General features: G+C 68.6%; 11 protein-coding genes. 10 read left to right on the top strand and 1 reads right to left on the bottom strand.

Annotated features, from left to right (window positions below):
* Positions 1-194: 194 nt before the first annotated feature.
* Entirely contained in the window at positions 195-3,143 is a 2,949-nt protein-coding gene (rapA, locus tag IOC61_RS13235) for an RNA polymerase-associated protein RapA (protein ID WP_195689231.1), read from the top strand.
* On the opposite strand, the gene IOC61_RS13230 is transcribed toward rapA, so the two are convergent.
* Positions 3,140-4,045 carry a TIGR01777 family oxidoreductase gene (locus IOC61_RS13230; protein WP_195689230.1) on the bottom strand — a complete coding sequence of 302 codons (906 nt, stop codon included), beginning with the start codon at positions 4,043-4,045 and terminating at the stop codon, positions 3,140-3,142. The two genes, rapA and IOC61_RS13230, sit on opposite strands and share 4 nt — an antisense overlap.
* A 153-nt stretch (positions 4,046-4,198) precedes the next feature.
* Between IOC61_RS13230 and IOC61_RS13225 the strand changes: the two genes are divergently transcribed.
* From IOC61_RS13225 to fabB, 9 genes are all read left to right on the top strand, one after another.
* On the top strand, positions 4,199-5,122 hold the full coding sequence (locus tag IOC61_RS13225) for a MerR family transcriptional regulator (protein WP_195689229.1): 924 nt from the start codon (positions 4,199-4,201) through the stop codon (positions 5,120-5,122).
* A gap of 10 nt (positions 5,123-5,132) precedes the next feature.
* Entirely contained in the window at positions 5,133-6,548 is a 1,416-nt protein-coding gene (gene phrB, locus IOC61_RS13220; RefSeq protein WP_195689228.1) for a deoxyribodipyrimidine photo-lyase, read from the top strand.
* 15 nt (positions 6,549-6,563) lie between these two features.
* Positions 6,564-7,004, top strand: a complete 441-nt coding sequence (locus tag IOC61_RS13215; RefSeq protein WP_195689227.1) for a nuclear transport factor 2 family protein — start codon at positions 6,564-6,566, stop codon at positions 7,002-7,004.
* Positions 7,005-7,045: 41 nt separating this feature from the next.
* The gene (locus tag IOC61_RS13210; RefSeq protein ID WP_195689226.1) at positions 7,046-7,831 is read left to right on the top strand and encodes an SDR family NAD(P)-dependent oxidoreductase; all 786 of its coding nucleotides are present in this window, start codon (positions 7,046-7,048) and stop codon (positions 7,829-7,831) included.
* Positions 7,828-9,195: an NAD(P)/FAD-dependent oxidoreductase gene (locus IOC61_RS13205; RefSeq protein WP_195689225.1), complete on the top strand. Its 1,368-nt coding sequence runs from the start codon at positions 7,828-7,830 to the stop codon at positions 9,193-9,195. The genes IOC61_RS13210 and IOC61_RS13205 overlap by 4 nt, the downstream gene beginning before the upstream one ends.
* Positions 9,192-9,962 (top strand): DUF1365 domain-containing protein, encoded by a 771-nt coding sequence (locus tag IOC61_RS13200; RefSeq protein ID WP_195689224.1) that lies wholly within the window; start codon positions 9,192-9,194, stop codon positions 9,960-9,962. Before IOC61_RS13205 ends, IOC61_RS13200 begins: the two co-directional genes overlap by 4 nt.
* Before the next feature lie 21 nt (positions 9,963-9,983).
* A complete protein-coding gene (locus IOC61_RS13195; RefSeq protein ID WP_229333144.1) occupies positions 9,984-11,255 on the top strand; it encodes an SAM-dependent methyltransferase in 1,272 nt (423 codons plus the stop codon).
* 347 nt (positions 11,256-11,602) lie between these two features.
* On the top strand, positions 11,603-12,118 hold the full coding sequence (fabA, locus tag IOC61_RS13190; RefSeq protein WP_195689222.1) for a 3-hydroxyacyl-[acyl-carrier-protein] dehydratase FabA: 516 nt from the start codon (positions 11,603-11,605) through the stop codon (positions 12,116-12,118).
* A 13-nt stretch (positions 12,119-12,131) separates the two neighbouring features.
* Entirely contained in the window at positions 12,132-13,349 is a 1,218-nt protein-coding gene (fabB, locus tag IOC61_RS13185; RefSeq protein ID WP_195689221.1) for a beta-ketoacyl-ACP synthase I, read from the top strand.
* Positions 13,350-13,475 lie beyond the last annotated feature (126 nt).

Genomic DNA, 13,475 nt, shown 5'->3' with positions numbered 1-13,475 from the left:
GGGCGTTCGCGTCGAGGGGCCAGTGGGCCCTCCCATCAAGGCGTCGGCGTCGGGTCTGGCAGCGGCTCTGGCGTCAAGGGCAGCGTGCGAGGCTTAAGCCGCGTCGAGCTTTGCTGTAAGATACCGCGCCTTTGTCCAGGTCGCCCCTTCCCTGCGGCCGTGAGCGCACCCTGTTACAGCATCCTCGAGGCATCATGAGCGACTTCACCCCCGGTCAGCGTTGGATCAGCGACGGCGAGGCCGAACTCGGCCTAGGCACCATCCTCAACTGTGACCCGCGCAGCGTGACCGTGCTGTTCGGCGCCAGCCAGGAAACCCGCACCTACAGCAGCCGCCAGGCCCCGCTGACGCGCGTGGCCTTCGGCAGCGGCGACCGCATCCGCGCCGCCGAAGGCTGGACGCTGACCGTCGATGACACCAAGGAGGTCGGCGGCCTGATCGTCTATATCGGCGAGGACGAACAGGGTGAACTCACCGAGCTTTCCGAGGCGCGCCTGGCCGACAGCATGCAGTTCGATCAGGCCCGCGACCGCCTGCTCACCGGCCAGGTCAACCGCAACGACTGGTTCGACCTGCGCTTTCGCACCCTGCACCACTACCATCGTGTGGAGCAGAACCCGGCGCTGGGCCTCTCCGGTCCGCGCATCGACCTGATCCCCCACCAGCTCTATATCGCCGATGAGGTGTCGCGCCGTCACGCCCCGCGGGTGCTGCTGGCCGACGAGGTGGGCCTGGGCAAGACCATCGAGGCGGGACTGATCCTGCACCGCCTGCTGCTCACCGGGCGCGCCGAGCGCGCCCTGATCCTGGTCCCGGACAGCCTGACCCATCAGTGGCTGGTGGAGCTGCTGCGTCGCTTCGCCCTCGAGGTGACCCTGCTCGACGAGCAGCAGAGCCAGGCCCATGGCGACACCAACCCCTTCGAGGCCGGCCAGCTGATCCTGGCCAGCCAGGACTGGCTGTTCGCCAATCCTCACCGTCAGGCTCAGGCCCAGGCCTGCACCTGGGACCTGCTGATCGTCGACGAGGCCCATCACCTCGACTGGAGCGCGGAGCAGGTCGGCACCGGCTACGCCTGCGTGGAACAGCTGGCCGCCGAGAGCGAGGGCCTGCTGCTGCTGACCGCCACCCCGGAGCAGATGGGCATCGAGAGCCACTTCGCCCGCCTGCGCCTGCTCGACCCGGGTCGCTATCACAGCCTGGCGGCCTTCCGCGAGGAGGAGACCCACTATGTGGCGGTCGCCGAGGCGATCGACGCCCTGGATCGCCTGCCCGGCGGCGACGAGGAGCGCGAGCGGGTCGCCGCGGTGATCGACGAACCCGACAGCCTGGCGCTGCTTGCCACCCTGGCCAACCCCGAGGCCGACGCCACCCAGCGTGATGCCGCTCGCGACCAGCTCCGCGATCAGCTGCTCGACCGTCACGGCACCGGCCGGGTGATGTTTCGCAACAGCCGGCGCCACGTGGGGGGCTTCCCCGAGCGCCGTCTGCATGTGACGGAGCTTGCCCCCCCGGCCGCCTATCGACGCGTGCTGCGCAAGCTGGGCCGCGACGAGGAGTACCTCGACGACCTGCTGATCGAGACCGGCCTCGACCACCCCGAGGTGCTGATCTACCTGGACGCCATGTACCGCGCCCTCTCCGACGATCCGCTCAACGGCGAGCCCTGGTGGCAGATCGACCCGCGGGTCAACTGGCTGCTGGAGCGCCTGGCCGATGACGGCGAGGGCGGACTGGCCGGTGACAAGGTGCTGGTGATTGCCCACGAGCGGGAGACCGCCGAGGGCCTGGCCGAGGCCCTGCGCGTGCTGGGTGGCTACCATGCCCCGGTGTTCCACGAGGGACTCTCGCTGGTGGAGCGCGACCGCGCCGCCGCCGCCTTCGCCGACGAGGAGGAGGGCTGCCAGGTGCTGGTGTGCTCCGAGATCGGCTCCGAGGGGCGCAACTTCCAGTTCTGCCGCCACCTGGTGATGTTTGACCTGCCGCTGCACCCCGACCAGCTGGAGCAGCGCATCGGCCGCCTGGACCGTATCGGCCAGCGCCATGCCATCGAGATTCACGTGCCGGTCTTCGAGGCCAGTCCCGGCGAGAAGCTGCTGCGCTGGTACCGCGACGGCATGGACGCCTTCAGCGCGCCCCACGGCATCGGCAGCGAGATCTTCGATGCCTTCGGCGACCCCCTGGCCGAAGCCCTGCTCGACGACGAGTCCCTCGAGGAGGTCATCGAGGAGACCCGGGCGCTGTTCGAGAGCCGCCTGGCCGAACGCGATGCCGGCCGCAATCGCCTGCTGGAGCTCAACGCCTGCCGGCACGAGCGTGCCGAGGCGGTGGCCGCGGCGATCGGCGAGCTGGATGAGGACCGCGCCCTGCGCCGCTACCTGGACCTTGCCCTGGATATCTTCGGCGTCGACAACCAGGACCTGGGCGGTGATATCCAGCACCTGGTGGCCGGCCCGCAGATGCTCGACGGCCTGCCGGGGCTGGCCAAGGGCGAGGAGGGCTTCTCCGCCACCCTCTCGCGCTCGCGGGCGCTGGCCCGTGACGATGTCCAGCGGCTCTCCTGGGAGCATCCGGTGGTGCGCGAGATGATGGGGCGCATCCTCGACGGCAGCATGGGCAATACCGCGCTGGCGCTGCTCCGGCATCCCTCGCTGCCCCCCGGGCGGGTGATGGTGGAGCTGATCTATCGCACCCACTGCCCGGCCCCCAGGAAGCTGCATCTCAACCGCTTCCTGCCGCCCACCGCGGTGCGCGTGCTGCTGGATGAGTCCGGGGCCAACCTGACCGACAAGATCTCCTTCACCGGGCTCTCGAAGAACCTGCAGAAGGTCAAGAAGGTGATGGCTCGGGACCTGATCCGCAGCCGTCTCGAGGTGCTGCGCGATCTGCTCGACCGTGGCGAGGGGGAAGCGGCTCGCGAGCTGCCCTCCATCGTCGAGGCCGCCCAGGGTCGCATGCGCGAGGAGCTTGACGGAGAGCTGGCGCGGCTGACCGCCCTGGCGCGGCGCAACCCGGCGGTACGCGAGGAGGAGCTGGCCGCACTACGCGACGAGCGCGCCGCCCTGGACGAGGCCATCGAGGGGGCGCGGCTGCGCCTGGACGCGGTGCGGGTCATCGTGACGGTGGGGGAAGAAACCCGCTAGGCCAGGATATCCGCCAGGGCCTCCTCCAGCGTCTCGAATCGGAACTCGAAGCCGGCCTCGAGGAGCCGGGCTGGGCGCATATCGGCGCCGGTCAGCAGCAGTCTCGCCATCTCGCCGAAGGCGGTCTGAAGCACGATGGCGGGCACCGGGAGCAGCGCCGGGCGCTTCAACTGGCCGGCCAGGGCGCGGGTGAACTCGGCGTTGGTGACCGGATGCGGGGCGCTGCCGTTGAAGGCTCCCGCCAGCTCGTCGCGCTCGAGCAGGAAGAGAATGGCGCGCACCAGATCCTCGCGGTGGATCCAGGGCATGTACTGTCTGCCGCTGCCGAAGCGCCCGCCCAGCCCCAGCTTGAAGGGGGGCAGCATCTTCGCCAGGCTGCCACCTCCCTGGTCCAGCACCAGGCCGGTACGCAGCAGGGCGACCCGCACACCAAACGCCTCGGCCTCGAGGGCGGCCTCCTCCCAGCGGCGACAGAGACGGTGGGCGAACTCATCGTGGGGTGGGGTCTCCTCGGTCACCTCACGGTCGCCCTGATCGCCGTAATAGCCCATCGCCGAACCGGACACCATGACGCGAGGCACCCGGGTGCCGGTCTGCTGCAGCTGCTCGCAGAGCCCCACCAGTTCACGGGTGGCGTTGAGGCGCGAGTCGATCAGCTTCTCCTTCTGGTCGTGACTCCAGCGCCTGGCGGCGATCGGCTCGCCCGCCAGGTTGACCAGGGCATCGGGCGGGGCATCGACGAAGTCCAGCGCCGAGCGTCGCACATCCACCGCCTCGGGCAACCGCGAGTGCGCCGCGGCGGGATCTCGCGAGACCACCTGCACCCGATGCCCCGCCTCGACCAGCCGCTGGCACAGGCGCTGGCCCACGAAACCGCTTCCTCCGGTAATCAGCACGCGCATCCGGACCTCCTGGTAAACCGTGGTGAGTTATACAGCTGTTGTACACTTCTGCTAGTCTAGCGGAAAACCATCCTGCGAGGGTGTCATGACTCAGCTCCGGTCCCTTATCGCCAGCGCCGTATGGCAACGCCCCGACAGAGGATCCCCCGTAACATGAACGAGCCGACCCAGCACGGCGACGACACTCCGCTCTATCCGATTCGCGAGGTGTCACGCCTCACCGGCGTCAACTCCGTGACCCTGCGCGCCTGGGAGCGTCGCTATGCGCTGATCAAGCCGCGCCGCACTCCCAAGGGGCATCGTCTCTATGCCCGTGAGGATATCGAGCGGGTCGAGCAGATCCTGCGCTGGCTCAACCGTGGCGTACCGGTGAGCCAGGTGCGCGAGCTGCTCGACCGTCCCACCAGCGACGAGCCCGAGGCCCCGCCCCCCGCCCCGGGCGACTGGCCCGCCCAGCGCCGCCGGCTGACCGAGGCCGTGGAGGCGATGGATCTCTCGCGCCTGGAGAGCCTCTACAACCAGTCACTGGCACTCTACCCGGTGGCCACCTGTGTCGCCGAGCTGTGGGCGCCGACGCTGCACGAACTGGAGGAGCGCTGGGGTGACGAGCGCCTGGGCCATGCACTCCAGCGCCGCACCCTGGAGTCCTTCCTGCGCTCGCGCATCGGCATGCGGCTCTACCACACCAACGCCCAGGCCACGGGGCCAACCCTGCTGGCCATGCCACTGCCCGACGACCCCGGCACCCTGTGGCTGCTGCTCGCCGCCCTGCTGGCCGGCGACCGAGGCCTGAGTGTCATGCTGCTTGATGCCGCTCCCCCCCTGGGCGAGCTGCCCCTGGCGGTGGAGCGCCTGAGCGCCAGCGGTGTGCTGCTGGCCGGCAGCCATGCCGGACGCACCGAGCTGATCCGCCGCCAGCTGCCGCGCCTGGCAGAACAGCTCGAGGTCCCGCTGGGGCTGTGCGGGCCGGTGGCACGCATCCGCCAGTCCGAACTCGACGACAGCGGCGTGGCGGCACTGGGTGACGACCTCATCGCGGCCATCACGCGCCTGCAGTCCCTGCTGCCCACCACCTGATGGAGCCGATATGTCCCCGACCCTGATGTGGTTTCGCAGCGACCTGCGAATCCATGACAACCGTGCCCTGGCCGCCGCCGCACACCGCGGCCCGGTGATCGCCGTCTACCTGCGCGCCCTGCCCCACTGGCAACGCCACGGCCATGGCGCCAACCAGCTCGACTTCCGCGCCCGCGGCGTGGCGGCCCTCGAGACGGCGCTGCGCGGCCTGGGCATCCCGCTGCTGCATCGCGATATCGACGACTTCGGCGAGGCCCCGGAAACGCTGCTGACCATCGCCCGCGAAACCGGCGCCGGCAGAGTGCACTTCAATCGCGAGTACCCGGTGGACGAGCTCGCCAGGGACGCCGCGGTGATCGAGGCCTTCCGGGCGGCAGGCCTCGAGGCACGAGGCCACCACGATGCCGTGGCCTTCGCCCCGGGAGAGCTGCTCACCGGCAAGGGCGACTACTACGGGGTCTTCACCCCCTTCGCACGGGCCTGGCACCGCCAGCTGAGCGCGGAGCGCCTGGCGCTGGCAGACACCCCGCCCCCCCAGGCATCCATCGGTATCGAGAGCGACCCGCTGCCCGCCCTTCCGGCATTGGCGGACACCCCCATCGATGGCCGCCAGTGGCCCGCCGGTGAGGAGGCCGCCGCGGACCGTCTGGAGCGTTTCCTGCGCTTCCGTGCTCGCCACTACGCCAACCAGCGCGACTTCCCGGCGATCCGCGGCACCAGCGAGCTCTCGCCCTACCTGGCACTGGGCATGATCTCCTGGCGTCAGTGTCTGCAGGCGGTGCTCGCCAAGAATGACGGCAGCCTGGCCGAGGGCGATGCGGGCCTGACTGCCTGGGTCAATGAGCTGGTGTGGCGCGAGTTCTATCGTCATGTGGCGGTGGGCTTTCCCCGCGTATGTCGGCATCGCGCCTTCCAGCGCCATACCGAGGGGCTCGCCTGGCGCGATGACGACGCAGGCTTCCGCGCCTGGTGCGAGGGCCGCACCGGCTACCCCATCGTCGATGCCGCCATGCGCCAGCTGGTCGCCACCGGCTGGATGCACAACCGCCTGCGCATGGTTACCGCCATGTTCCTGAGCAAGCACCTGCTGATCGACTGGCGCCGAGGCGAGGCCTTCTTCCTGCGCCACCTGGTGGATGGCGAGTTCTGCGCCAACAACGGTGGCTGGCAGTGGGCCGCCTCCACCGGCACCGATGCGGCTCCCTACTTCCGCATCTTCAACCCCACCACCCAGTCCACGCGCTTCGACCCCGATGGCACCTTCCTGGCCGAGTGGCTGCCGGAGCTGGCCGAACTGCCCGTCAAGGCCCGCCATGCGCCTCCCCGGGATCTGCTCGGCGGCAGCGACTATCCCTCCCCCATCGTCGACCACAAGGCGGCGCGTCTGCGCGCACTGGAGGCCTTCAAGGCACTCAAGGCCGACTGAACCAAGGAGCGCCCGATGTCAGCCGACCCTCAGCTGGAGGCCTTCTGCGCCTTCTTTAAAAATCTAGACAAGAGCTGTACAAAAAAGGTGGACGAGTTCTATACTCAGGACATCATCTTTCACGACCCGCTCCACCATATCGAGGGTATAGAGGCACTCGAGCGCTACTTCTCGGCCTTGTACAGAAATGTCACCAAATGCCGATTTCGCTTTCACAGTCGGCAGCGCCTGGGCCGGGAGGCCTTCGTCACCTGGACCATGCACCTGGTGCACCCCCGCCTGGAGAGCGGCCGCGAGATCACGGTGGAAGGATGCTCCCATCTCGCCTTCGCGGAAGATGACAGCGGACGGATCGCCCACCATCGCGACTACTTCGATGCCGGTGAGCTGCTCTATGAACGGCTCCCCCTGCTGGGCGGTGCCATCCGACTGATCAAGCGCCAGCTCGACGCCTGAGGACAACGGCCCCGGGCATGGCAACCACCCCCGGAGGCCCCATGTCCGACTCCCAGCGCATCTGGCTCACCGGCGCCAGCTCGGGTATCGGCCGCGCCCTGGCCGAACGCCTGCTGGCCCGCGGCGACCGCGTGGCACTCAGCGGCCGCAACACGGCGGCCCTCGATGAGCTGGCCGCCGGCCGCGCCAACGCCCTGGTACTGCCGCTGGATGTGACCGACCGCGGGGCGGTGCGCGGCGCCAGTCGGCAACTGGCGGCCGCCCTGGGTGGCCTCGACCTGGTGATTCTCAATGCCGGCACCTGTGAATATCTCGATGCTCGCCACTTCGACGTCGACCTGGTGGAGCGAGTCTTCGCCGCCAACTTCCACGGCGCCCTCCACTGCATCGATGCCGCCCTGCCACTGCTGCGCCGCGCCCGCATCGAGGGCGGGAACCCGCTGCTCGCCGCCACCTCGAGTGCCGCGGCCTACCTGCCCCTGCCCCGGGCGGAGGCCTACGGCGCCTCCAAGGCGGCGCTGAGTCACTTCCTGGAGTCGCTGCGCCTGGATCTGGCCGACGAAAGGATCGACGTCAGCCTGATCCACCCTGGTTTCGTGCGCACGCCACTCACCGACCGCAATGACTTCCCGATGCCCATGCGAGTGGAGGTCGACCAGGCCGCCGAGGCGATCCTCGACGGCCTCGCCCGCCGCCGCCTGGACATCCACTTCCCTCGACGCTTCACCCTGCCGCTCAAGCTGATGGGCATCCTGCCCGCCACGCTGCGCTACCGGCTGGGGCGACGCATGACGCGGTCCGAGACCGCCACGGAGAACACCCGATGAATGCTCGCCCCCCTCTCACCACGACCGGGCAGACCAACACCGTGGACAGCAGGCGCATCGCCGTGATCGGCAGCGGCATCGCCGGCATGGCCGCCGCCTGGTACCTGTCGGGCCGCCACGAGGTGACTCTCTTCGAGGCCGATGCACGCCTGGGCGGCCACACCGCCACCGTGGATGTGGAGCTCGCGGGCCGCCACTACGCCATCGACACCGGTTTCATCGTCTTCAACGACTGGACCTATCCCCACTTTCAGCGCCTGATGCAGCGCCTCGGTGTGCTCTCCCAACCCACCGAGATGAGCTTCTCGGTGCATGAGACCGCCCGCGACTTCGAATACAACGGCCACACCCTGGCCAGCCTGTTCGCTCAGCGGCGCAACCTGCTGCGCCCCAGCTTCTACGGCCTGCTGCGCGAGATCCTGCGCTTCAACCGCGAGGCGATACGCGCCATGGATGACGGCGCACTCGATCCCGCCATGACCCTGGGTACATGGCTCGAGGCGCGCGGCTTCGACGGCGCCTTCCAGAGGCGCTACCTGCTGCCCATGGGAGCGGCGATCTGGTCGGCAAGCCTGAGCGACCTGCGCGACTTCCCGCTGCAGTTCTTCGTGCGCTTCTTCCGCCACCACGGTCTGCTCTCGGTCAACGACAGGCCCCGGTGGTACACCCTGGTCGGCGGCTCGCGCAGCTATATCCCGCTGGTCACCGCGCCCTACGCCGGCCGCATCCGCCTGTCGACACCGGTGCGCGGCATCCGCCGGCTGGGTGACGGCGTGGCGGTACGCAGCGCCCTCGGCGTGGAGCGCTTCGACGAGGTGGTGATGGCCTGCCACGCCGACCAGGCCCTGGCGCTGCTGGAGGACCCCAGCCCCGCCGAGCGCGAGCTCCTGGGCGCCCTGACCTACCGGGACAACGAGGTGGTGCTGCATACCGACACCCGCCTGCTGCCCCGCCGCCGTCGCGCCTGGGCGAGCTGGAACTATCGACTGGATGGTCGCGACGAGACGGCGCGCGTCTCGGTGACCTATGACATGAATATCCTGCAGCGCCTGGAGGCGCCGCATACCTTCTGCGTCACCCTCAACGACAGCGAGGCGATCGCGCCGGAGAAGGTGCTGGATCGATTCACCTATGCCCACCCACAGTTCACCCTGGCCGGCGAAGCGGCCAAGACCCGCCATGGCGAGATCTCCGGCACCGCCTTCCACACCCACTACTGTGGCGCCTACTGGCGCAACGGCTTCCACGAGGATGGCGTCTGGAGCGCCCTGCGCGTGGCTCACGCCCTGGGCGGTGACGAGGCGGGACCCGAGGAGGTCACCAACCTGCTCGCCCCAGTGGTCGAGGGGGCCATGAGCGCATGATCGCCACGCCCCGCTCACGCATCTATCGCGGCGAGCTGCGTCATCGGCGCTTCCTGCCTCGCGAGCACGCCTTCACCTACGGGACATGGATGGCCTGGCTCGATCTCGGTGAGTTGCCCGAGCTTTTCGACGGTGTGCCCGGCTTCAGCGCCCGGCGCCCCGCCCTGGCTCGCTTCCGCCGCGAAGATCATCTCAAGGGCGGGCCGGTGTCCGAGGATCTCCCGCTCGAGCAGGCGGTGCGTGAGGAGCTCTCGCGCCAGCTGGGCGATGCTCCCGGCGGGCGCATCTGCCTGCTCACCCAGCTGCGCACCCTGGGCCTGGGCTTCAACCCCATCTCGCTCTACTACGCCTTCGATGCCCGTGACGAGCTTCGCGCCGTGCTGGGTGAGGTGAGCAATACCCCCTGGGGCGAGCGCACCCGCTATGCCTGCGCCGTGGGCCCGAGTCGGCACGCCCATGCGGCCGAGTTCACCAAGGTGATGCACGTCTCGCCCTTCAACCCCATGGACATGATCTATCGCTGGCGCTTCAACACCCCCGGCGAGCGGCTGCTGATGCATATGGAGAACTGGCGCGAAGGGGAGCGCCACTTCGACGCCACCCTGACCCTCGAGGGTCGCCCGGCGACCCGTGGCGTGCTGCTCACCACCCTGGCACGCCAGCCGTGGATGGGGGCCAAGACCCTGGCCGGCATCCACTTCGAGGCACTGCGCCTGTGGGCCAAGCGAGTACCGATCCATGACCACCCCGGCCCCGACCGTTCGTAAGGAGAGACCGACGTGAACACGCTGCGCTCCGCCACCACCACTCGTCCCCTGACGGACGACGCCGACCGCCTGACACGCTGGCTACGCCCGCGCCTGCTGGCCCAGCTGGACCGCCTGGAGGGCGGCCAGATCACATTGATCGAGGGGCATCGTCGCCACTGTCTGGGCCGGGGCGGGCCACTGGTGGCCAACCTGGTGGTGCGCGACAGCCGGGCCTGGAGGCGCCTGGCGCTGGGCGGCACCGTGGGGGCGGCGGAGGCCTACATGGATGGCGACTGGGATACCGATGACCTGGTCGCGCTGGTACGGCTCTGCGCCGCCAACCTGGAGCGGGTCAACGGCGAGATCGAGAACGGCCCAGCGCGCCTGGGACGCTGGCTGCTGACCGCCCTCTACCGCCTGCAGCGCAACAGCCTGTCGGGTTCACGACGCAACATCTCGGCCCACTACGACATCGGCAACGAGCTGTTTGCCACCTTCCTCGACCGCGAACACCGCATGTACTCCAGCGCCGTCTTCCCCCACGCCGAGGCGAGCCTGGAGGAGGCCTCCACCCACAAGCTGGACCTCATGCTGGAGCGGCTGGATGTGCGCCCCAACCACCATCTGCTGGAGATCGGCACCGGCTGGGGCGGGCTCGCCATCCACGCGGCCAGGACCCGCGGGTGTCGGGTCACCACCACCACCATCTCCGAGGAGCAGTACGCCCACACCGCGCGCCGCATCGAGGAGGAGGGGCTCGGAGAGCGTATCACCCTGCTCAGGCAGGACTACCGCGAGCTCGAGGGCCGCTACGACCGGCTGATCTCGGTGGAGATGATCGAAGCGGTGGGCCACCAGTATCTGGAGACCTACCTGGCCACCCTGGATCGGCTGCTCACCGACGACGGCCTGGCGATGCTGCAGGCGATCACCATCCGCGACCAGCGCTTCGAGGCCGCCAAGCGCGAGATGGACTTCATCAAGCGCCATATCTTCCCCGGGGGCTTCCCACCCTCCCACCACGCCATCCTGCAGGGGGTGACGCGAAGCACCTCGCTCAATGTGCTGGCCCTGAGCGAGATTGGCCCGCACTACGCGCGCACCCTGCGCGAATGGCGCCAGCGCTTCGAGGCCAGCCTGGAGACCGTACGCAATCTGGGCTATGACGAACGCTTCATTCGCATGTGGCGCTACTACCTGTGCTACTGCGAGGGCGGCTTCCTCGAGCGCACCATCGGCACCTGCCACCTGCTGCTGGCCAAGCCCGGCGCCCGCCCGACCCCGCTCATCGACACCCGGGCCGATGCCTGATCCGATGCCCGAACCGTTGCCTGAGCCACCCTCGGGTCGGCGACTCTCGACCCCGCGCCTGCTGGCCAACCTGCCGGCCTTCGAGGCGGGCAGGCCGGCCTGAGTGCTGGGCGGGGCCGTCGGCGGCCCGCTCTCCTACCCCATGCCGGCGCCGAGCTGCCCCCCGCTCCCTGGCTGCTGCCCGCCCAGGCGGTTATCCGGGCCGACCTTTGCCTGTGGCCATGCCGGCGACTGGGCGATCACCCCACCCCTGGGCAGTGAGCTCGTGAACGCGCGGACCACGTGCATTCACCTTTCACGGGCAGTAGACTACGCCCTTAATAACATTCGACTCTCGGAATGACTCTGTGACCAAGCAACACTCCTTCAACCGCGATGAACTGCTGGCCTGTTCGCAAGGCGAACTGTTCGGCCCGGGCAATGCCCAGCTGCCGGCCCCCAACATGCTGATGCTCGATCGCATCATCTCGATCACCGAGGATGGCGGGGAGCATGGCAAGGGCGAACTGATCGCCGAGCTCGATATTCATCCCGACCTGTGGTTCTTCGACTGCCACTTTCCCGGTGATCCGGTCATGCCCGGCTGCCTGGGCCTGGATGCCATGTGGCAGCTGGTGGGCTTCTATCTGGGCTGGCTTGGCCACCCCGGTCGCGGTCGCGCCCTGGGCTGTGGTGAGGTGAAGTTCACCGGCCAGATCCTGCCCGATGCCCAGAGGGTCACCTACCGCATCAATATCAAGCGCATCATCACCCGGCGCTTGATTCTCGGCATGGCCGACGGCACTGTTTCCGTCGACGGCCGCGACATCTACCAGGCCAACGACCTGCGCGTCGGCCTTTTCACCTCCACCGCGAACTTCTGACCAGGAGGTTTCCATGCGACGAGTGGTAGTCACCGGCCTGGGCATCGTCTCCTGCCTGGGCAACGACAAGCAGCAGGTTCTGGAGGCGCTCCGTGAAGGGCGCTCCGGTATTCGTTTCAAGGAGGAGTACGCCGAGCGCGGATTCCGTAGTCATGTGGCCGGTGTGGTCGATATCGACCTCGACGCCCTGATCGATCGCAAGCAGCGTCGTTTCATGGGTGATGCCGCTGCCTACGCCTATGTCAGCATGGCCCAGGCCATCGAGGACGCGGGGCTGACGCCGGAGCAGGTATCCAATGAACGTACCGGCCTGATCGCCGGCTCCGGTGGCGCCTCCAGCGCCAACCAGGTGGAGGCCGCCGACGTCATGCGCGAGAAGGGGCTACGCCGCGTGGGCCCGTACCGGGTCACCCGCACCATGGGCAGCACCGTCTCGGCCTGCCTGGCGACGCCGTTCAAGATCAAGGGCATCAACTACTCCATCTCCTCTGCCTGCGCCACCTCCGTGCACTGCATCGGCAACGCCGTGGAGCAGATCCAGTTGGGCAAGCAGGATGTGGTCTTTGCCGGCGGCGGCGAGGAGGAGCACTGGACCCTCTCCTGCCTGTTCGACGCCATGGGTGCCCTCTCCACCCAGTACAACGATACGCCGGAAAAGGCCTCACGCCCCTATGACCAGGCCCGCGATGGCTTCGTCATTGCAGGCGGTGGCGGCATGCTGGTGCTCGAGGAGCTGGAGCATGCGCGCGCCCGGGGCGCCAAGATCTATGCCGAGGTGACCGGTTACGGCGCCAACTCCGACGGTCACGACATGGTTGCCCCCTCCGGCGAGGGAGCCGTGCGCTGCATGCGCCAGGCCATGGCCACCGTCGACGGCAAGATCGACTACATCAACACCCACGGCACCTCGACGCCGGTAGGCGATATTTCCGAGCTACGGGCGATCCGTGAGGTGTTCGGCGACGCGACCCCGGCGATCAGCTCCACCAAGTCGCTGACCGGTCACTCGCTGGGGGCCACCGGCGTGCAGGAGGCGATCTACTCGCTGCTGATGATGGAGAACGACTTCATCGCCGCCTCGGCCAATATCGAGACCCTCGACGAGCAGGCCGAAGGCGTCGATATCGTGACCCAGCGTCGTGACGGGGTGAAGGTCGAGCGTGTGCTCTCCAACAGCTTCGGCTTCGGCGGCACCAACGCCTGCCTGGTGCTGGAGACCTTCCGCGACTGATGGCACTCGGCCATGCACCGCAACGCAAGACGGCGCCCTCAGGGGCGCCGTCTTGCATTCGTCACTCGCGATAGTGGCATCACGCTCGTAGGGCTTGTCGCCAGATCAGCCCCGACAGCCAGGCTA

It is taken from the genome of Halomonas sp. KAO (assembly GCF_015595025.1).
Lineage (GTDB): Bacteria > Pseudomonadota > Gammaproteobacteria > Pseudomonadales > Halomonadaceae > Halomonas.
Note: the sequence above shows the minus strand (reverse complement) of the source record. Positions and strands in the feature narration are given on the sequence as shown.

What these genes read in the sequence shown, in the direction of transcription:
- rapA (WP_195689231.1), top strand. Translation starts at nt 195, where the DNA reads ATGAGCGACTTCACCCCCGGTCAGCGTTGGATCAGCGACGGCGAGGCC.
- IOC61_RS13230 (WP_195689230.1), bottom strand. Translation starts at nt 4,045, where the DNA reads ATGCGCGTGCTGATTACCGGAGGAAGCGGTTTCGTGGGCCAGCGCCTG.
- IOC61_RS13225 (WP_195689229.1), top strand. Translation starts at nt 4,199, where the DNA reads ATGAACGAGCCGACCCAGCACGGCGACGACACTCCGCTCTATCCGATT.
- phrB (WP_195689228.1), top strand. Translation starts at nt 5,133, where the DNA reads ATGTCCCCGACCCTGATGTGGTTTCGCAGCGACCTGCGAATCCATGAC.
- IOC61_RS13215 (WP_195689227.1), top strand. Translation starts at nt 6,564, where the DNA reads ATGTCAGCCGACCCTCAGCTGGAGGCCTTCTGCGCCTTCTTTAAAAAT.
- IOC61_RS13210 (WP_195689226.1), top strand. Translation starts at nt 7,046, where the DNA reads ATGTCCGACTCCCAGCGCATCTGGCTCACCGGCGCCAGCTCGGGTATC.
- IOC61_RS13205 (WP_195689225.1), top strand. Translation starts at nt 7,828, where the DNA reads ATGAATGCTCGCCCCCCTCTCACCACGACCGGGCAGACCAACACCGTG.
- IOC61_RS13200 (WP_195689224.1), top strand. Translation starts at nt 9,192, where the DNA reads ATGATCGCCACGCCCCGCTCACGCATCTATCGCGGCGAGCTGCGTCAT.
- fabB (WP_195689221.1), top strand. Translation starts at nt 12,132, where the DNA reads ATGCGACGAGTGGTAGTCACCGGCCTGGGCATCGTCTCCTGCCTGGGC.